This is a genomic window from Methylobacterium sp. P1-11, assembly GCF_008329595.1.
GTDB lineage: Bacteria > Pseudomonadota > Alphaproteobacteria > Rhizobiales > Beijerinckiaceae > Methylobacterium.
Map to the genome: position 1 here is coordinate 210195 of NZ_NPKS01000003.1, position 19710 is coordinate 229904.

16 protein-coding genes are annotated in these 19710 nt (G+C 71.6%); 7 read left to right on the forward strand and 9 right to left on the reverse strand.

Annotated elements, in window-relative coordinates; all coding sequences use genetic code 11:
• From CIW48_RS05045 to CIW48_RS05085, 9 genes are all read right to left on the reverse strand, one after another.
• The gene (locus tag CIW48_RS05045) at positions 1 to 174 is read right to left on the reverse strand and encodes a YqaE/Pmp3 family membrane protein (RefSeq protein ID WP_012318839.1); all 174 of its coding nucleotides are present in this window, start codon (positions 172 to 174) and stop codon (positions 1 to 3) included.
• A 157-nt stretch (positions 175 to 331) separates the two neighbouring features.
• Positions 332 to 1933 (reverse strand): c-type cytochrome, encoded by a 1602-nt coding sequence (locus CIW48_RS05050; protein ID WP_149309613.1) that lies wholly within the window; start codon positions 1931 to 1933, stop codon positions 332 to 334.
• A gap of 31 nt (positions 1934 to 1964) precedes the next feature.
• Entirely contained in the window at positions 1965 to 2315 is a 351-nt protein-coding gene (locus CIW48_RS05055) for a hypothetical protein (protein WP_149309732.1), read from the reverse strand.
• On the reverse strand, positions 2315 to 2806 hold the full coding sequence (locus CIW48_RS05060) for a TspO/MBR family protein (protein ID WP_149309734.1): 492 nt from the start codon (positions 2804 to 2806) through the stop codon (positions 2315 to 2317). The genes CIW48_RS05055 and CIW48_RS05060 overlap by 1 nt, the downstream gene beginning before the upstream one ends.
• 5 nt (positions 2807 to 2811) lie before the next feature.
• Positions 2812 to 4038: a geranylgeranyl diphosphate reductase gene (locus CIW48_RS05065; RefSeq protein WP_149309615.1), complete on the reverse strand. Its 1227-nt coding sequence runs from the start codon at positions 4036 to 4038 to the stop codon at positions 2812 to 2814.
• Positions 4039 to 4042: 4 nt separating this feature from the next.
• Positions 4043 to 5374 (reverse strand): BCD family MFS transporter, encoded by a 1332-nt coding sequence (locus CIW48_RS05070; RefSeq protein WP_149309617.1) that lies wholly within the window; start codon positions 5372 to 5374, stop codon positions 4043 to 4045.
• Positions 5374 to 6258, reverse strand: a complete 885-nt coding sequence (gene chlG / locus CIW48_RS05075; RefSeq protein WP_149309619.1) for a chlorophyll synthase ChlG — start codon at positions 6256 to 6258, stop codon at positions 5374 to 5376. Before chlG ends, CIW48_RS05070 begins: the two co-directional genes overlap by 1 nt.
• Before the next feature lie 511 nt (positions 6259 to 6769).
• Positions 6770 to 8215: a transcriptional regulator PpsR gene (gene ppsR, locus CIW48_RS05080; protein ID WP_149309621.1), complete on the reverse strand. Its 1446-nt coding sequence runs from the start codon at positions 8213 to 8215 to the stop codon at positions 6770 to 6772.
• A 29-nt stretch (positions 8216 to 8244) separates the two neighbouring features.
• A complete protein-coding gene (locus CIW48_RS05085; protein ID WP_149309623.1) occupies positions 8245 to 9135 on the reverse strand; it encodes a cobalamin B12-binding domain-containing protein in 891 nt (296 codons plus the stop codon).
• A gap of 315 nt (positions 9136 to 9450) precedes the next feature.
• Between CIW48_RS05085 and bchF the strand changes: the two genes are divergently transcribed.
• Genes bchF through CIW48_RS05120 form a run of 7 tightly spaced genes read left to right on the forward strand, consistent with a single transcriptional unit; the run spans position 9451 to position 19704 of the window.
• Entirely contained in the window at positions 9451 to 9957 is a 507-nt protein-coding gene (gene bchF, locus CIW48_RS05090; RefSeq protein WP_149309625.1) for a 2-vinyl bacteriochlorophyllide hydratase, read from the forward strand.
• A complete protein-coding gene (locus CIW48_RS05095; RefSeq protein WP_149309627.1) occupies positions 9954 to 11228 on the forward strand; it encodes a ferredoxin:protochlorophyllide reductase (ATP-dependent) subunit N in 1275 nt (424 codons plus the stop codon). Before bchF ends, CIW48_RS05095 begins: the two co-directional genes overlap by 4 nt.
• A 4-nt stretch (positions 11229 to 11232) precedes the next feature.
• Positions 11233 to 12831, forward strand: coding sequence for a ferredoxin:protochlorophyllide reductase (ATP-dependent) subunit B (gene bchB, locus CIW48_RS05100; RefSeq protein WP_149309630.1), 1599 nt, complete (start codon positions 11233 to 11235; stop codon positions 12829 to 12831).
• Entirely contained in the window at positions 12806 to 16510 is a 3705-nt protein-coding gene (locus tag CIW48_RS05105; protein ID WP_149309633.1) for a magnesium chelatase subunit H, read from the forward strand. The genes bchB and CIW48_RS05105 overlap by 26 nt, the downstream gene beginning before the upstream one ends.
• The gene (gene bchL, locus CIW48_RS05110; protein ID WP_149309635.1) at positions 16507 to 17400 is read left to right on the forward strand and encodes a ferredoxin:protochlorophyllide reductase (ATP-dependent) iron-sulfur ATP-binding protein; all 894 of its coding nucleotides are present in this window, start codon (positions 16507 to 16509) and stop codon (positions 17398 to 17400) included. The genes CIW48_RS05105 and bchL overlap by 4 nt, the downstream gene beginning before the upstream one ends.
• Positions 17401 to 17416: 16 nt before the next feature.
• A complete protein-coding gene (bchM, locus tag CIW48_RS05115) occupies positions 17417 to 18280 on the forward strand; it encodes a magnesium protoporphyrin IX methyltransferase (protein WP_149309637.1) in 864 nt (287 codons plus the stop codon).
• A complete protein-coding gene (locus CIW48_RS05120; RefSeq protein ID WP_149309639.1) occupies positions 18277 to 19704 on the forward strand; it encodes a BCD family MFS transporter in 1428 nt (475 codons plus the stop codon). The genes bchM and CIW48_RS05120 overlap by 4 nt, the downstream gene beginning before the upstream one ends.
• Positions 19705 to 19710: the final 6 nt, after the last annotated feature.

A 19710-nucleotide genomic window follows, 5' to 3' on the forward strand; every position in this document is an offset into this window, starting at 1 on the left:
TCAGACCAGCGGCCGGTCGCGGTTCATCAGCCACAGGGCGTGGACCGTGCCGGGCAGCCAGCCGAGGATCCAGAGCAGGATGTTCAGCAGGAATTGCAGGCCGAAGCCGGTGGTCACGAGAACCGCGATCGGTGGGAAGAAGATCGCGAGCAGGATGCGGACGAGGCTGGACACGGGTACTCCGAGCGTGAGGTAGGCACGTCCCCGCTCCAACGAAACACGTTTTTATCCGTTCCCGACAAGGCCGAGCCCGGGCCGTCATTCCGGGGCCGCGCAGCGGAGCCCGGACGCGCCGGTCCATTCGGGCGCGCCCGAGCGGACCGGCAGCCCCTCAGTTCTTCGCCGGCGGCGTGGTTGCGGAGGGGACGTTGGCCGCCTGCTTCTCCGGGTGCTTCACCTGGCTGTAGGCGACGTTGGCGAAGGTGCCGATCACCGCGGGCCAGCTCGGCTTGCCGTATTGCGGGTCGTCGCGGCCGACCTTGCAGAAGGCCGTGGTCAGGCCGTTGACGATGTCGTCGTCGGTGACGCCGGTCGGCTCCGCCTTCACCTGCTGCACCAGCCGGACGAGCGTCGGCACGAAATCCTGCTGCTTCAACCCGGTCAGGCTCGCCTGGATGCCGATCCTGTCGAAGGCGGCCTTGAGCTTGTCCTGCTCGATCTCCGCGCAGGGCGCGGTGCCGGCCAGCATGGTCTTGGTGGCGGCACGCGCCTCCGAGGCCTTGTCGCCGGTCACCGGCGGCGCCTTGTTGCCCCAGGAATTGCGGATGTAGTCGGTGACGTTCTTCACCTCGACATCGGTCATCTGCTGACCGATCGCCACCATCGGGGCGAGCCCGCTCTGGGCGGCGAGCCCCCCGTAGATCACCCGCAGCACCGTCTCGGGCCCCTCCGACATCACCGAGGTGTTGCCGGCGAGCGCCGGAACCGCGCCCTCGATGCCCTTGCCGTCGGGCTGGTGGCAGGAGGAGCAGTAGGTCAGGTAGGTCGAGGCGCCGGGCGCGCCGGCCGCGTCGAAGACCGCGAGGTCCTTGGGCTTGTAGGTCTGCTTGGCCGGCACGGTGCGGAGATACGCGACCATGGCCTTCAGGTCCTCCTCCTTCACCTTGGAGAGGGATTCCATGATGGTCTGGCGCATCGGGCCGGCGGCGACGCCCGGCCGGTCGCCGGGGGCGGTGCCGGTCTTCAGGTAGGTGACCACCTGCTCGTCGGTCCAGGCGCCGATGCCCTGGTGCCCGTCGGGGGTGATGTTGGGGGCGTACCAGCCGTCGATCACGCCGCCGCCGAACCGGCCCGCGAAGCTCGAATTGCCGACGAGCTTGTTCTCGTTGTGGCACATGGCGCAATGGCCGAGCCCCTCCACGAGGTAGGCGCCGCGATTCACCTCGGCGCTGGCCTTCGGGTCGGGCTTGAAGCGCTCGTCGGTGAAGAAGGCCGTCCGCCACGTCACCAGCGCGGTGCGGACGCTGAACGGGAACGGGATCTGGCTCTCCTGCCGCTTCTCGCTCACCGCCGGGACCGATCGCAGGTAGGCCCAGATCGCCTGGGTGTCGTCGTCGGTGACCTTGGTGAACCAGCCGAACGGGAAGGCCGGGTAGAGGTAGCCGACATTCTTGCTGTAGCCGTGCCGGAACGCCTTATCGAAGTCGTCGTAGCTCCAGTTGCCGAGCCCGGTCTCCTTGTCGGGGGTGAGGTTGGGGGTCATGATCACGCCGAAGGGCATGTTCAGCGCGTAATTGCCGGCGAGGTACTTGCCGCCCGGCGCCGTGTGGCAGGCCGCGCAATCGCCCATCGTGACGAGGTACTGGCCGCGCTCGATCTGGTCGGCCGACCCGTCCTGCCCGTGGGCCGGAACGGTCAGGAGGAGGCCCGCCAGGAACGGGGCCGAGGCCCAGCCGGATGCGGGGGAATTCGTGCGCTGCCTCGTGCGCTGCATGATCACGTCTCCCCAGCGAACATTACAGTCATTAGAAAGTAGTGACGCGCGTGAACGCATCCGTTCTCGGCGTTGTTCCTGGTGCCGGAGACCTGCGGCGATGCGCCATGGCGGTGCGGATCCGCAGGCCGAGATCGACGAGATGGGCGACGAGCCCAGCGAGCATCCAGGCGGCGATGACGCTCCAGGGGGAACCGGCCAGGGCGGCGCGCAGGGCCAGCATCAGGGCCGCCCCGGAGGCGAGGGTGGCGAGCAGCGCCGGCCGGGACAGGCCCGCGAACGGGGCCGTGCGCCGGCTCAGCCAGAGCAGCAGCAGCGCCTCCAGGGCGACCAGCAGCAGGATGCCGTCGACGATCCGTCCCGAGGCGAACACGCCCTCCATCACGCGGCCTCCCCGAAGGGTGCGTTGAGGCGCACGATCCGCAGGTTCAGGCAGGCGGCGACGCTGACCCAGGCGAGGTAGGGCAGGTTCATCAGCCCCGCCGCACCCGAAACCCGGCCGGTGACCAGCACCAGCACGAGGATCGACAGCCACAGGGCCGCCACCTCGGCCAGCGCCCAGTCCGGCCGGCGGAACCGGAAGAACAGCACGCTCCAGGCGATGTTGAGCACGCCGTTCGCCACGAAGGCGGCGAGCAGCACGCCCCGGGCGACGGGGTCGGCATTGCCGGTCCAGGCGAGCACCCCGGAGGTGGCGGTGAGCGCGAAGATCACGGTCCAGACCGGCCCGAACGCCCAGTCCGGCGGCTTCCAGGCCGGCACGCGCAGGCCCCGGTACCAGCCGTCCGTGGTGGTCGCGAAGGCACCGGCCACCGCCACCAGCACGGCAGCCACGGCCGCGACCGCGGGGGGCCCCCAGCCGGCGCCGGCCAGGACGCTCACGGCGAGACCCAGCGGAACAGGTGGGCGAGGTCCTTGAACAAGATCCGCGCGTGGGCGGCGGGCTTCGCCCGGACCAGCTCCTTGTTCATGTAGCTGTCCCAGGTGAGCTGCTGGACATCCTTGTCCCGGCAGATCGAGACGAAGCGCTCCCGCAACCCGTCGCTGCGGTACCAGACCCACTGCATCATCCCGAGGATCCAGAACACGCGGCCGTGCAGCTTCATGAACTGCTTCCGCGCGCCCGCGAGGGCGCGCGCGTCCCCGGAGGTCAGGAAGGCCCGGGCCGCTTCGGCCGAAAGCCGGCCGCCGAGCATCGCGTAGTAGATCCCCTCGCCGGAGGCCGGCGCGACCACACCCGCGGCGTCGCCCGCGAGCAGCACGTCCCGGCCGTTGTCCCAGCGCTTCAGGGGCTTGAGCGGCAGCGGTGCCCCCTCGCGGCGCACGGTCTCGGCGTGATCGAGGCCGGTGGCGGCGCGCAGGGCCCGGATCGAGGAGCGCAGCGAGAAGCCCTTCTTGGCGCTGCCGGTGCCGATGCTCAGCGTGTCTCCGTGGGGGAAGATCCAGCTGTAGAAATCCGGCGAGTGGCGGCCCTGGTAATAGACGTCGCAGCGTGTCGGCTCGACCGAAGCAGCCCCGGGGGTGCCGGCCTCCGGCACCCGCAGGATCTCGTGATAGGCGAAGACCTGCCGCATCTTGGCGTGGCCCGGCACCTCCGCCCGGCCGACCGGCGAGCAGGCCCCGTCGGCCCCGACGACGAGGCAGGCCCGGACGGCATGGTGGGCGAGGTCCGCCCCGGTCCCGGTGGTGAAGTGGACGAGCGGCAGCCCGTCATCGGGCCGGGTGATGCGGTCATAGGCGGCCGCGCGCAACTCGGCGCCGGCCTCCTCCGCGCGGGCGCGCAGCCAGGGATCGAAATGCTCGCGGTCGACCATGCCGACGAAGCCCTCGCCAACCGGCATGTCGACGGCCTTGCCGCTCGGCGCCACCATCCGGGCGGACCGGATCTTCGCGACTAGGAGCGCATCGGGGATCGCGAAGTCGCGGATCAGCCGCGGCGGGATCGCGCCGCCGCAGGGCTTGATCCGGCCGGGCTTGTCGAGGAGCAGCACCGCGTGGCCGGCCCGGGCCAGGTCGGTCGCCGCCGTGGCGCCGGCCGGCCCGCCGCCGACCACGACGACGTCGTAGCTGTCGCGGCCGGAGCCGCCATCGTCCAACCGGGCCATGGCCTCACCTCGCGCTGAAGGCAGGTTCGAGCGGCACCGAATCAGGTGCCGGAGCGGGTTCGAGCCGCGCCGCCAGGACGACCGCGACGAGGAACAGCAGCCCTTCCGCGGCGAAGACGGCCGCGTAGGCCTGGACGGGTTCGGCGGTGACGAGCCGGACGGCGTCGACCGCCACGGCCCCGAGGAAGCCGCCGGCGCCGAAGGCGACCCCCTGCGCGGCGCCCCAGACGCCCATCCGGGTGCCGCGCTCCCGCGCGTCGCCGCGGCCGGCGAGCGCCATCATCGAGCCGATGGCGGCGACCGCGTAGGCACCGTTGGCGACGCCGAGCGCGAACACCGTCGCGCGCAGGGGGACGTCCGATCCCGACGCCGCGCCGCTCGCCAGGGCGAACAGGGCGGCGGCCGAGCCGGCGCAGCCGATCCCGATCCAGAGCCGCAGGGAGGCGAGGGCGGTCCCGCGGGCGGCGAGCGTCACCGCCGCCACCAGCAGCATGCCGGCGAGCACGCCGCCGTGCTGGAGGCCGGCGAGCTTGGTGGTGGCGCCGGGGCTCATCGCGAAGACGAGGCCGGCATAGGGCTCCAGGATCAGCTCCTGGGCGCTGTAGGCCAGCATCGAGACGAAGACGAAGATCGTGAAGGTCCGGGCCACGGGGTCGGCCAGCACCTGGCCCAGCACGGCGAGGAACGGGCGGCGCGCCTCCGCGGCCTCGGGGGCCCGGACCGGCAGGCGGCGCTCGATGCCGGCGACCGCGAGCGCCGCCACGCCGAAGGCGACGAGCGAGACCGTGCCCGAGACCGCGACGAGCCGCAGGCCGGAGAACGGATCCAGGAAATGTCCGGCGAGCGGCGCCGTGACGGCGAAGCCGACGATCATCATCACCCAGACGATGGTGGCGGCCGCACCCCGCCGGGACGGCGCGACGCCCCCCGACAGGAGGACGAGGAGCGAGGTCCCGGCCGCGCCGACGCCCATCCCGACGCACAGGAAGGAGAGGGCGGCCAGCGCCAGCCCCAGAGCGAGGTTCTCGGCGGCCAGCGCGGTGCCGCAGGCGGCGCCGAATCCGCCGAGGCAGAGGGCCGCCATGCCGCCGACGATCCAGGGGGTGCGCCGGCCGCTGCGGTCGGACCCGTAGCCCCAGCGCGGGCGCAGGACCTGGACCGCATAGTGCAGGGCGACCAGCAGGCCCGGCACGACGGCGGGGAGCGCCAGCTCCACCACCATTACCCGGTTGAGGGTGGCGGTCATCAGCACGACGACGCTGCCGAGCGCGGTCTGGACGAGGCCGAGGCGGACGATCTGGGGCCAGCCGAGGCCTGCGCTCGGGTCCGGTGCCATCACGCCCCTCCCACCAGCGGGCGCAGCGCGAAGGCCGCGACCAGCATGCCGAGGACGTAGAGGGTGGTGCCGGTGCCGTTGTACCAGATCGCCCGCTCCCGGGGATTCTCGAGGAACCGGGCCATGAGGGCGAATTGGCCGGCGAGCAGCGCCGCGACGAGGCCGGCATGCCAGTACCGCTCCCAGCCGACGAGGAGCGCGATCACCGCCACCTGCGGCAGGGCCATGACCAGGCAGGCGAAGCGCGCGGCGCGCTCCGAGCCCATCTGCACCGGCAGGGACAGCAGGCCCATGCGCCGGTCGCCCTCCACCGACTTGAAATCGTTGAGCGTCATGATGCCGTGGGCGCCGGCGGCGTAGAGCAGGGCCACCAGGAGCACCCGCCGGTCGGGCAGGGCGGCGGCCATGACGGCGGCGCCGGTGAACCAGGGCAGCCCCTCGTAGCAGAGCGCCACCGCGGCGTTGCCCCACCAGCCGTTCCGCTTCAGCCGCACCGGCGGGGCCGAGTAGATCCAGGCGAGCACCAGCCCGAACAGGGCGGCTCCGAGGATCCACGGTCCGAGGGCGGCGGCCACCACCAGCGACAGCAGCGTCCAGCCGAGCGCGAGGTAGAGGCCCCAGCGGCCCGGGATGCGCCCGGAGGGAATCGGCCGGTCCGGCTCGTTGATCGCGTCGACGTGGCGGTCGAACCAGTCGTTGGCGGCCTGGCTGGTGGCGCAGACCAGAGGGCCGGCCAGCAGCACCCCGGCGGCGATCACCGGCCATTGGCCGCTCGCCGGCTGGCCCGAGGAGATCACCCCGCAGGCGAAGGCCCACATCGGCGCGAACCATGTCAGCGGCTTCAGCAGCTCGATGACGGCGCTCGGGGCGGGCGTGGCGGTCATGGCAGGAGGCTACCGAGCTCCGCCCGAGTGTCAAGACAGATTTACACCGGGCGGTAGAATGTGCGCGGCGCTTGTCGGACGAATACAACGGCAGGACGAAAATACATTATCCGACTCCCGGGACAACTATACCGGTTCGCGCCTCCGCGGCGGACGGATCCGGCACGCAGGCGACGGCGGCGCTGCGTCCCATCCGCCCTGATGCGCGGCCGGATGCAGGGGGAGCCGGCGCGGCGCAGCCTGACGCACGCACCCGGACGAAGCAGGCCGCCGGGACAGCCCCGGCCCGTCATCCCGGGGGCGCGCAGCGGAGCCCGGGGTCCAGGAGCGCCGAAGCGCCGAAGCGCCGGCGGCACCGGATGGCGAGCGCGCCTTGCGGGTTCTGGAGGGAGCGCCTGGATCAGGGACGGCGCGGCTCGGCGCGGCGCCGAATCGTCGAACGGGCGCAGCGCCTTAACCCGTGGGCAGGGCAGGACAGGGCAGCCGCCTGCCCGGTCCCGATCGCCCCGCCTCAGACGTCCTCGACCGGATCGTCCAGATCGCCGACGCCGTAGCGGCGCATCTTGACGTAGAGGCCCTGCCGGCTGAGGCCGAGCATCTCGGCCGCCGAGGCTCGGTTGTCCCGGGTAATCCGCAGGGCCGCCTCGATGCAGAGCTTCTCGATCAGGTCCGTTGTCTCGCGCACCAGGGTCTTCATCGAAACCCGGCCCACCAGCTCGGTCATCTGCTCCACCGAGCGCGGCACCTCCCGCCCGACACCCGGGCGCCCCTCGGGGATCCGCCGCGGGGCGGGCCGGATGGCGAAGCCGAGACAGGGGCGGGGGCCGGCCACCGAGACCGCGGCGACCTCCACATCCTCCACGCCGCCATAGGCGCCGCGGATGACGGTGGCGAAGCGGCGCACGGCGCCGTGGTCCACGAGCGTCGCGAACAGCGCCTGCGCCTCCGTCTCGTCGCGGCCGAGCCACTGGTCGAGGGTACGGCCACGGGCCTGCCCGGCGGTGGCGAGCTGCGCCAGTTCCAGGAAGGCGGCATTGGCCATGAGGACGCGCCGCGACGTGTCGGTGACCACGAATCCCTCCGGCATCGCCTCCAGCACGGCGGCGGTGGGGGCCTCCTGATCGGGCCCGGCCATTGCGGCCACGGGGTCGGCGACCAGCTGCAGCAGGACGCTCGCGCCGCCCTCGCCCCGGAACAGCGAGGCCGAGACCGTGACCTCTCCGCGCCCGTGGGGCAGGGTCGCCCGGATCTCCGCGGCCTGCCCGGTCGCCCGCAGGGCAGCGAACTGCGCCTCCAGGGCCCGGGCGCTGCCGGCATCGAACAGGTCGACGGCGTCCTGACCGGTGATCCGCTTGGCGGGCCGCCCGATCAGCCGCGCCGCGGCGGGATTGACCTCGGCCACCCGGCGCGTCCCGGCATCGACCACCAGCACCGGCTCGCCGGAGATCTGGAACAGCAGCCGATAGCGGGTCTCGGCGGCGCGCAGCCGCTCGTAATCCCGCTCCAGGGCCTGCTGGGTCTCCAGCAGGCGGCGCTGCAGGGCCGCCACGGCCCGCATGTCGCGACCGAGCACGAGGATCGGGCCATCCTCCGACGGGCGGATCGAGGCGTACCGGATCGGCAGGTCGGCGCCGTCGGGCGAGGGGTGGTTCACCTGACGCCATCGGGTGACGCCCTCGGCCCGGGCGTCGCGCAGGAGGGCGTCGATCTTCGGGCGGCTCTCCACCGTCACGGTGTCGATCCAGCGGCGGCCCAGCCAGCCCGCCACGGTCTCCGCCTCGAGTTCGGCGCCGACCACGGCGTCCCGAATCACACCGTCGGCATCGATGACGAGCGACAGATCCGCGGACGCCGCGACGATGCGTCCGACCGCCTCGCCCTGGAGGAGGCCGGCCACCTGCTGCAGGGCCGCGGGCGGCTGCTGCGGGGAGGGGCGAGGCTGAGGCGTCACGGTCACCGCAATGTGAAAATCGGGTTAGGCCCCTTTCAGCAGGCCAATGCCTGTCTGTCCAGCAAAGCTTCCGCCGCGGCGGGCGCCAGGCACGCATCCGACGCGCAGGCATCGGCTCCGACGATCCCTGCCTCGCCGCCGTAGCGGGCGAAAAAGGGACCGCCAACCAGCACGCGAATCTCCCGGTTGCGGGAGTGGCGGCGCACCTCCGCCACCGTCGTCGCCAGGGCGGGCAGCAGGACATCGCAGGAGAGCGACAGGCCGACCACGTCGAACCAGTCGATGCGGAGCAGGTCCAGGGGATCGACCCCCGGCCCCGGCACCGCCGTGGTCACGTCCCAGCCGGTCTCCCGGAAGAAGCTCGCGACGAGCGACAGGCCGAACACATGGGCCTCGCCGGGGCAGGGCAGCAGCAGCACGCTGCGCCCGTTGGCCGGAACCGATTCGTTCTCCAGCTCGGCGCAGAGGCGGCGGCTGATGGCGTGGAGGCGCCCGAGCGCCTCCGTCACCGCCAGGAAGTCGCAGGCATCCTCCTCCCAGAGCGCGCCGAGATGCCGGGCGGCCGGGGCGAGCAGGTCGAGGAGCAGGCGCGCCAGGGGCAGGCCGCCGTTGCGCAACGCCTCCACCCGGGCGTCGAGATCGACCGGACCGGCCGTCAGGAGCAGGGTGCTGAAATCGGCGATTTCCTGCGGGCTCGGCGCACGGTCCGCCTGGACGCGGCGCCCGGCAGGCCGGTGGGCGAGCATCAGCCGGGGCAGGATCTCCGCCTCAACGACCTTGGCGAGCGTATCCGGAACAGGCCGCCTGGGCTCGGACCAGCCGAGGGGAGCGTTGCGGAACACGGCCAGACCATCGCTCACCGGGCTGCAGCCGGCCGCCGGCGCATCGTAATCCAGGCGGTGACCGAAATGCCTCCAGTTTCCCATCGGCCCCTCCCTGAGACGATCCCGGCCCGGAAGGACCGGCAGCACCGTGCGTGCATTCGGTGAGGCGTTGCTCGCCTGCCTATTCTTCGTGTCCGTCAGTTCCTGGGGCTGACAAGCCAAACTGCGGCAATCTCTGCCGTAGAGCCGACGATACGCTTCCTGGCGATCTTGGCAATGATCTTATTGAAAGAAAAAATGTCTCACGCGCTGTCATGTCCCAAAACCGTCAAGTACACTTGACACTTCTGGCACCTCCGCCCTAGCCTCTGTCAACGACGGAGCCACCGGTGGCGCCGAGCACGAGGGAGCGGATGCATGGGCCCCGAGGGCCGACCGGCACAACCGCTCTACACGTTCGCCGAACGGCGCCGGCGTGATTCCTCACCCTGGACCCTGGTCCAAGGGGTGCTGGCACCGGTGCAGTTCGCGATTTTCCTGATCAGTCTTGTCCTGGTGCTCCGTGCTCTGGTCACCGGCGAAGGTCAGTTCGCGGCCGAGATCTCGGTCGTCGTGAAGACCTTGGCGCTCTACGCGATCATGGTCACCGGCTCGATCTGGGAAAAAGTCGTGTTCGGCCGCTGGCTGTTTGCCCCGGCCTTTTTCTGGGAGGACGTGGTCAGCATGCTCGTGCTGGCCCTCCACACCGCCTATCTCGCGGCCCTCGCCACGGGCGCCATGAGCGGGCAGGCGCTGCTGCTCCTCGCGCTGGCGGCCTACGTGGCCTACGTGGTCAACGCCGCCCAGTTCCTTCTGAAGCTCCGGGCAGCGCGGCTGGAGAGTGCTGGTGGCCACGCGCCGCGTCTCGCGGAAGCGCTGCCATGAACGCTCCTGTGGCTCACCAGCCGCCCTGCGGCGGCATCGATCTGCGCCAGGAGCAGGGTCAGCGGGCCGTGTTCTGTGGCCTCACCGGCATCGTCTGGCTTCACCGGAAGATCCAGGACGCGTTCTTCCTCGTAGTCGGCTCGCGCACCTGCGCGCACCTGATCCAGTCCGCCGCCGGCGTGATGATCTTCGCCGAGCCGCGCTTCGCCACCGCGATCATCGACGAGCGCGACCTGGCCGGCCTCGCCGACGCCAACGAGGAACTGGACCGGGTCGTCACCCGGCTGATCGAGCGGCGGCCGGACATCAAGCTCCTGTTCCTGGTGGGCTCCTGCCCGTCCGAGGTGATCAAGCTCGACCTGTCCCGGGCCGCGCAGCGCCTGTCGGGGCGCCTGAACCCGGTGCGGGTGCTGAACTATTCGGGATCCGGCATTGAGACGACTTTCACGCAGGGCGAGGATGCCTGCCTCGCCGCATTGGTTCCGGACCTGCCCCGCGAGGCCGACGCGGCGGTGCCCTCTCTCCTCGTGGTCGGTGCGCTGGCCGACGTGGTGGAGGACCAGTTTCTTCGGATCTTCGCCGCGATGGGCATCGTGGACGTCCGGTTCCTGCCCGCCCGCCGGTCCGGCGCGATGCCGGCCATCGGGCGCGGCACCCGCTACCTGCTGGCCCAGCCCTTCCTGACCGACACGGCGCGCGCCCTCGAGGAGCGCGGCGCCCGCCGGCTCCCCGCGCCGTTCCCGCTGGGCGCCGAGGGCACCACCGGCTGGCTGCGGGCGGCGGCCGAGGCGTTCGGCGTCTCCGACGAAGCCTTTGAGGCCGCGACCGCGCCGGGCCGCGCCCGCGCCGGCACCGCCGTCGCGCCCCACCGCGACCGCCTCGCCGGCAAGCGCGTGTTCTTCTTCCCCGATTCGCAATTGGAGGTGCCGCTCGCCCGCTTCCTCGCCCGGGAGCTCGGCGCGGAGCTCGTGGAGGTCGGGACGCCCTACCTGCACCGGGGGCATCTCGCCGCCGAGATCGAGTGGCTGCCCCTGGGTACGCGAGTCACCGAGGGCCAGAGCCTCGACGACCAGATGGATCGCTGCCGGGCGGCGCGGCCGGATCTCACGATCTGCGGCCTCGGGCTGGCCAACCCGCTCGAGGCCGAGGGGCTCTCGACGAAGTGGTCGATCGAGCTGCTGTTCACGCCCGTGCAGGGCTACGAGCAGGCCGGCGACCTCGCCGAGCTGTTCGTGCGCCCGCTCCGCCGCCGCGCCCTGCTGGAGGTGTAGCGCTATGCAGCTCACCCTCTGGACCTACGAGGGTCCTCCCCATATCGGCGCAATGCGCGTCGCCACGGCGATGTCCGGGCTGCACTACGTGCTGCACGCGCCGCAGGGCGACACCTACGCGGACCTGCTGTTCACGATGATCGAGCGGCGGGATGCCCGCCCGCCCGTCACCTACACCACCTTCCGCGCCCAGGATCTCGGCCGCGACACGGCCGAGCTGTTCAAGACGGCGGTCGCCGCCGCGCATGCGCGCTTCCAGCCCCAGGCGATGATCGTCGGCGCGTCCTGCACCGCGGAGCTGATCCAGGACGATCCGGGCGGCCTCGCCAAGGCCCTCGACCTGCCGATCCCGGTGATCCCGCTGGAGCTGCCTGCCTACCAGAAGAAGGAGAACTGGGGCGCGTCAGAGACTTTTTATCGACTCGTCCGGGCGCTCGCCGGAGCACCTGGCGCGCGCCCCGCGCGGGAGCCAAGCGGGCGCCCGCTCTGCAACATCCTCGGGCCGACGGCTTTGGGCTTCCGCCACCGGGACGACCTGATCGAGATCCGCCGCCTGCTCGACACCCTCGGCGTGGCCGTGAATGTCGTCGCGCCGCTCGGCGCCACGCCCGCCGATCTCGGCCGCCTCCGGGACGCCGACTTCAACGTGGTGCTCTATCCCGAGACCGCCCGCTCGGCCGCGGAGTACCTAAAGAAGTCCTTTGGGCAGCCGTTCACGAAAGAGCTGCCGATCGGCGTCGGCGGCACCCGCCGGTTCGTCGAGGAGGTCGCAGGCCTCGCCGGGATCGATGCGGCACCGGTGCTCGACGGCCCCGGCTCGCGGCTGCCCTGGTACTCGCGCTCGGTCGATTCGACCTACCTGACGGCCAAGCGCGTCTTCGTGTTCGGCGACGCCACGCACGCCATCGGCATCGCCCGGGTCGCCGCCAAGGAACTCGGCTTCACACTCGTCGGACTCGGCACCTACGGCCGGGAATTTGCCCGCGAGGTCCGCGCCGAGGCGGCCGAGCACGGCATCGAGGCGCTGATCACCGACGATTACCTCGACGTCGAGGCGGCGATCCGCGCGGCCGCGCCGGAACTGGTGCTCGGCACCCAGATGGAGCGCCACGTCGCCAAGCGACTCGGCATCCCCTGCGCGGTGATCTCTGCCCCGGTCCACGTCCAGGACTTCCCGGCCCGCTACGCCCCGCAGATGGGCTTCGAGGGCGCCAACGTCCTGTTCGACACCCTGGTCCATCCGCTGATGATGGGCCTCGAAGAGCACCTCCTCGGAATGTTCCGGGAGGATCCCGAATTCCACGACGGTGTCGGCCCCTCGCATCTCGGCGGCAAGTCCTTCGGGACTCCGGCGGACGAGGCGTTCGAGGCCGCGGACCGGGCGCGGGCCGACACCCCTCCGACGCCGGCGCCCGGTCCGATCCTGCTTGAGCGGCCGGCCGCGACCGCGTGGTCGCCCGAGGCCGAGAAGGAGCTGAAGAAGATCCCGTTCTTCGTGCGCGGGAAGGCGCGCACCAACACCGAGACCTTCGCCCGGGAGCGGCACCTGCCGCTCATCACGATCGAGACCCTCTACGATGCCAAAGCGCATTACGGCCGCTAGGCCGCCGATCCGCATCGTCATCGTCACGCTCGACAATCACTTGGCGAGCGCGGTGGAACGGGCGCGCCTGCGCCTCCGGTCCGAGATGCCCGGACTGGTACTGGGCTTCCACGCGGCGGCCGAGTGGGAGACCGACCCGTCGACGCTGGAAGCCTGCCGGGCCGACATCGCGCAGGCCGACATCGTGCTCTCTGCCATGCTGTTCATGGACGAGCATGTCCGGGCGATCCTGCCGGCGCTCGCGGCCCGGCGCGAGGCCTGCGACGCGATGATCGGCTGCCTCTCGGCGAGCGACGTGGTGAAGACGACGCGGCTCGGCCGCTTCGACATGAGCGGCAACAAGCGCAGCGCCCTCGACTTCCTCAAGAAGCTGCGCGGCAAGCCCGGCCAGCAGGGCAATGCCGGCCGGCAGATGGCCCTGGTGCGCAAGCTGCCGAAGATCCTGCGCTTCATCCCGGGTTCGGCGCAGGACGTGCGTGCCTACTTCCTCACCCTGCAATACTGGCTGGCGGGCTCCGACGAGAACGTCGCCGCCCTGGTGCGCTTCCTCGTGCACCGCTACGCGGCGGGCACGCGGGCGGCGTGGCGCGACGGGCCGGCGCCCCCCGCGCCCCTCGACTATCCCGAGACCGGTCTCTACCACCCGCGCCTGCCCGGCCGGATCGGCGCCGACCCGTCCCGGCTGCCGCGCCTCCCCGGCGCGAAGGGCCGCGTCGGACTCTTGGTGATGCGCAGCTACGTGCTCGCCGGCAACACCGCCCATTACGACGGCGTCATCGCGGCCCTGGAGGCGAAGGGCCTCGACGTGGTGCCCGCCTTCGCCAGCGGCCTCGACAACCGCCCGGCGGTGGAATCCTTCTTCATGCGGGACGGGCGCGCCTGCATCGACGCCCTCGTGTCCCTCACCGGATTCTCCCTGGTCGGCGGCCCCGCCTACAACGACGCCGCTTCCGCCGAAGCGATGCTGGCCCGGCTCGACGTGCCCTACCTCGCCGCCCAGGCGCTGGAGTTCCAGACCCTCGAGCAGTGGGAGGCGGGCGAGCGCGGCCTGTCGCCGGTGGAGGCCACCATGATGGTCGCCATCCCCGAACTCGACGGCGCCACCGCCCCGATGGTGTTCGGCGGCCGCTCCGCCGCGTCGGGCAGCGACAATTCCCGCGACATGCGGGTCCATCCCGAGCGGGCCACGCGTCTCGCCGAGCGGGTCACGCAACTCGTGTCCCTGCGCCGGACAGCGAAGGCCCAGCGCCGGCTCGCCGTGGTGCTGTTCAACTTCCCGCCGAATGCCGGCGCCACCGGCACGGCAGCGTTCCTGTCGGTCTACGCCTCGCTCCTCAACACGCTGAAGGGCTTGGCGGCGGACGGCTACGCCGTGGAGGTGCCGGAGAGCGTCGATGCCCTGCGCGCGGCGATCCTCGACGGCAATGCCAAGCGTTACGGCACCCAGGCCAACGTCCATGCCCGCATCCCGGCTGAGGATCACCTGCGGCGCGAGCCCTACCTCGCCGAGATCGAGACTCAGTGGGGTCCGGCGCCGGGCCGCCACCAGACCAACGGCGCCGAGATCTTCGTGTTGGGCGCCCAGTTCGGCAACGTCTTCGTCGGGGTCCAGCCCGCCTTCGGCTACGAGGGCGACCCGATGCGGCTGCTGTTCGAGCGCGGCTTCGCGCCGACCCACGCTTTCTCGGCCTTCTACCGCTACCTGCGCGAGGATTTCTCCGCCGACGCCGTGCTGCATTTCGGCACCCACGGGGCGCTCGAATTCATGCCCGGCAAGCAGACCGGCCTGTCCGAGGCCTGCTGGCCGGAGCGGCTGATCGGGGCTCTGCCCAACGTCTACCTCTACGCGGCCAACAACCCGTCGGAGGGGACGCTCGCCAAGCGCCGCTCGGCCGCGACGCTCGTGAGCTACCTGACCCCGAGCCTCGCGGCCGCCGGGCTCTACCGCGGGCTGATCGACCTGAAGAGTTCGATGGAGCGCTGGCGCGGCCTCGACCTCGACGCTGGACCCGAGCGCGAGAGCCTCGCCCGGATGATTCAGGACCAGGGCGCGGCCCTCGATCTCGTCGCCGCCGAGCCGGTCTGGACCGGCGATCTCGGCGCCCGGGTCGGCGCCCTCTGGTCCGCCGTGCAGGAGTTGGAGCAGACCCTGATCCCGCACGGGCTGCACGTGGTCGGCGACGGCGTCCCGGCGGAGGAGCGGGTCGACCTCCTGCTCGCCCTGGCCGAGGCCTCGCACGGGCTGAAGCCGGACCGCGCCGGCCTCGACGCACTGGTCGCCGGAGCCGGCACCGAAGCGGCGTTCGCGGCCTCCGGTCTGCCCGGCGATCCCGAGACCCGCGCCGCCTTCGCGAGCCTCGCCGAGACCGACCGGCTGCTCGCCCAAGACCACGAGGTCCCCGCGCTGCTGCGGGCGCTCGACGGCCGCTTCGTGCCGCCGGTGGCCGGCGGCGACCTGCTGCGCAATCCCGCCATCCTGCCGACCGGCCGCAACCTGCACGGGTTCGATCCCTACCGCCTGCCCTCGGCCTTCGCGGTGGCGGACGGCGCCCGGCAGGTCGCCCGCATCCTCGAGCGCTTCGCAGCGGACGGGAAACCCTGCCCGGAGAGCGTCGCCCTGGTCCTGTGGGGCACCGACAACCTCAAGAGCGAGGGCGGCCCGATTGCCCAGGCGCTCGCGCTGATCGGCGCAAGCCCCCGCTTCGACGGCTACGGCCGGCTCAGCGGCGCCGAGCTGATTTCCCTGGAAACCCTCGGCCGCCCGCGCATCGACGCGGTAGTCACCCTCTCGGGCATCTTCCGCGATCTCCTGCCCCTGCAGACCAAGCTCCTGGCGGAGGCCTCATACCTCGCCGCCACCGCCGACGAGCCGCTGGAGCAGAACTTCGTCCGCAAGCACGCCCTGGCGATCCAGCTCGAGCAGGGCTGCGATCTGGAGACCGCGTCCCTGCGGGTCTTCTCCAACGCCGAGGGGGCCTACGGCGCCAACGTCAACCACCTGGTCGATTCCGGGAACTGGGACGACGATGCCGAGCTGTGCGAGACCTTCTCGCGCCGCAAGAGCTTCGCGTACGGCCGCACCGGCCGCCCGGCGCCGCAGCGCGCCCTGATGCAGGCGGTGCTCGCCTCCGTCGACATGGCCTACCAGAACCTCGACTCGGTCGAGGTCGGCGTCACCTCCGTCGACCACTACTTCGACGGACTCGGCGGCATGGGCCGGGCCGTGGCCCGGGCCAAGGGCGAGTCGGTGCCGATCTACATCAGCGACCAGACCCGCGGGGAGGGGCGCGTCCGCTCCCTGGAGGAGCAGGTGGCGCTGGAGACGCGCACCCGGATGCTCAACCCGAAATGGTACGAGGGCCTGCTCGGCCACGGCTACGAGGGCGTGCGCCAGATCGAGACCCACCTGACCAACACGGTCGGCTGGTCGGCCACCGCCAACGCGGTCCAGCCCTGGATCTACGAACGGATCACCGAGACCTACGTCCTCGACAAGGACATGCGCGAGCGCATGGCCGCCTTGAACCCCACCGCCTCCGCCAAGGTCGCCCAGCGGCTGATCGAGGCGCACCGCCGCGGCTTCTGGACCCCCGACGCAGAGATGCGCGACGCCCTCGACCGGGCCGAGGAGGAGCTGGAAGACCGCCTGGAAGGCGTCACCGCAGGAGTGGCCGCATGAACATCGCGATCCGCAATCCCGTCGTCGCCCGGAAGGAGGAGGGGAGCCTCCAGGTCGCCCTCGACCCCGACCTGAAGATCGAGACCGCGAAGGTCTTCGCGGTCTACGGCAAGGGCGGGATCGGCAAGTCGACCACCTCGTCGAACCTGTCGGTGGCCTTCTCCAAGCTCGGCAAGCGGGTGCTGCAGATCGGCTGCGACCCGAAGCACGATTCGACCTTCACGCTGACCAAGCGCCTCGCCCCCACGGTGATCGACGCCCTGGAGGCGGTGAACTTCCACTCCGAGGAGCTGCGCGTCGAGGATTTCGTGGTCGAGGGCTACAACGGCGTGATGTGCGTCGAGGCCGGCGGCCCGCCCGCCGGCACCGGCTGCGGCGGCTATGTGGTCGGCCAGACCGTGAAGCTCCTAAAGGAGCACCACCTCCTCGAGGACACCGACGTCGTGGTGTTCGACGTGCTGGGCGACGTGGTCTGCGGCGGCTTCGCCTCGCCGCTCCAGCACGCCGATCAGGCGCTGATCGTCACCGCCAACGATTTCGACTCGATCTTCGCCATGAACCGGATCGTGGCGGCGATCCACGCCAAGTCGAAGAACTACCCGGTGCGCCTGGGTGGCGTCATCGCCAACCGCTCGGCCAAGACCGACGAGATCGACCGGTTCAACGACGCGGTCGGCCTGAAGCGGCTGGCCCACTTCCCCGACCTCGACGTGGTCCGCCGCTCGCGGCTCAAGAAGTCGACCCTGTTCGAGATGGACTCGTCCCCGGAGCTCGACGCCGTGACCGCCGAGTACATGCGGCTCGCGGAGACGCTCTGGTCGGGCGCCGCGCCCTGCGAGGCGGTCCCAATGAAGGACCGCGACCTGTTCGAGTTCCTCGGTTTCGATTGAGTTTGGGGTCCGACCGATGGCCAGCGCCAGCTACGACGCCCGCCGGGGCGAATTGACCACCTACTTCGATCGCACCGCGGTCGAGGCGTGGTCGCGCCTGACCTCGGACGCCCCGGTGAGCCGGATCCGCGCCACGGTGCGGGCCGGGCGCGACGCCATGCGGGCGACGCTGCTGTCCTGGCTGCCGGCCGACATGACCGGCCTGCGCCTGCTCGATGCCGGCTGCGGCACCGGGGCGCTCAGCGTCGAGGCGGCGCAGCGCGGCGCCGAGGTGGTCGCCATCGACGTCTCGCCGACGCTGGTCGGCCTCGCACGGGAGCGGCTGCCAGCGATTCCGGGAGCGGGCCGCATCGACTTCCGCGTCGGCGACATGCTCGATCCGGGGCTCGGGCGGTTCGACCACGTGGTGGCGATGGATTCGCTGATCCACTACCGCGCCGCCGACATCGCCCGGGCGCTGACGGTGCTGGGCGCGCGCACGGACGGCTCGATGCTGTTCACCGTGGCGCCGCGCACGGCGCTGCTGACGCTGATGCATGCAGCCGGACAGTTCTTTCCGCGGGGCGACCGCTCACCGGCGATCGTGCCAGTGACCGAGCATGGGCTACGGCGGCGGATCTCGTCCGAGCACGCGCTCGACGGCTTCGCCTGGGCGCAGAGCCACCGGATCAACAGCGGGTTCTATCTCTCGAACGCGGTGGCGCTGACGCGCACCCAACGTGCCTCCCAACCTCACCCTCATCCTGAGGTGCCGGAGCGCAACGGAGGCCTCGAAGGAGAGCTCCAGCCAGCCGCGCGATCCCTGGAGGGCTCCTTCGAGGCTGCTGTGCAGCACCTCAGGATGAGGGGGATTGATCGGACGGAAGGATCCGCCCCGTGAGATCCGGACGCACGCTCACAGCCGCCCTCATGCGCCTCGGCCCGGCGATCCTGCCGTTCGCGGATGCCGCCACGGTCGAGCTGCCGCTCGGCCGCCTCCTGCGCCTTGCCCTGTTCCAGGTCACCGTCGGCATGGCCGCGGTGCTGCTGATCGGCACCCTCAACCGGGTGATGATCGTCGAACTCGGCGTCCCGGCCTGGATCGTCGCCATGATGCTGGCCCTGCCGCTGATCTTCGCCCCCCTGCGGGCGCTCGTCGGCTTCCGGTCCGACACGCACCGCTCGGTGCTGGGCTGGCGGCGGGTGCCCTATATCTGGTTCGGCACGCTGCTGCAGTTCGGCGGGCTGGCGATCATGCCGTTCGCCCTGCTGATCCTGTCGGGGGACACGACCGGGCCGCTCTGGGTCGGCGACCTGGCGGCGGCCCTGGCCTTCCTGCTGGTCGGCGCCGGCCTGCACACGACCCAGACCGTCGGGCTGGCGCTCGCCACCGACCTCGCCCCCGCGCATGCACGGCCAAAGGTGGTGGCGCTCCTCTGCGCGGCTTTGCTGTTCGGGATGATGGCGAGCGCGGTGGTGTTCGGTCTGTTCCTCGCCCACTTCTCGCCGGTGCGCCTGATCCAGGTGATCCAGGGCGCGGCTTTGGTCACCATCATCCTCAACGGCTTCGCCCTGTGGAAGCAGGAGCCGCGCGACCCCAATCGGAGCCGGGAAGCGCCGCAGCGCGACTTCCGGTCCTCCTGGCGGGCCTATGCGGGGCAGGGCACCGCCCAGCGGCGCCTCGTGGCGATCGGGCTCGGCACCGCAGGGTTCTCCATGCAGGACATCCTGCTCGAACCCTATGGCGGCCAGATCCTGCACCTCTCGGTGGCGGCCACCACGGCGCTGACCGCGCTGCTGGCCGCCGGCGGCGGCCTCGGCCTGCTGATCGCGGCGCGCTGGCTCGGCCGCGGCGGCGATCCGTTCCGGGTCTCAGGCGTCGGCGTCGGGATCGGGATCCTCGCCTTCTCGGCGGTGGTCTTCGCCGCGCCCCTGGCCTCGGCCGACCTGTTCGCCGCCGGCGTCAGCCTGATCGGGCTCGGCGGCGGCCTGTTCGCCCACGGCACCCTCACCGCCTCGATGAACCGCGCCGGCCCCGAGGATACCGGGCTGGCGCTCGGCGCCTGGGGCGCCGTGCAGGCGACCGCCGCGGGTCTGTCGATCGCGGCGAGCGGCCTCGTGCGTGACGTGGGCGGCGCCATCGCCCAGTCGGGCGTGCTCGGCGAGGGCATGAACGAGCCCGCGATCGGCTACCTCATCGTCTACCACATCGAGATCGCCCTGCTGTTCGCGGCGCTGCTCGCGCTCGGACCGTTGGTGCGTGAGGACGCGCGGACAGAGGATCGGGACCGCATCGCCAACGGCCTTGCCGGCCGGACGGCCTGACATTCG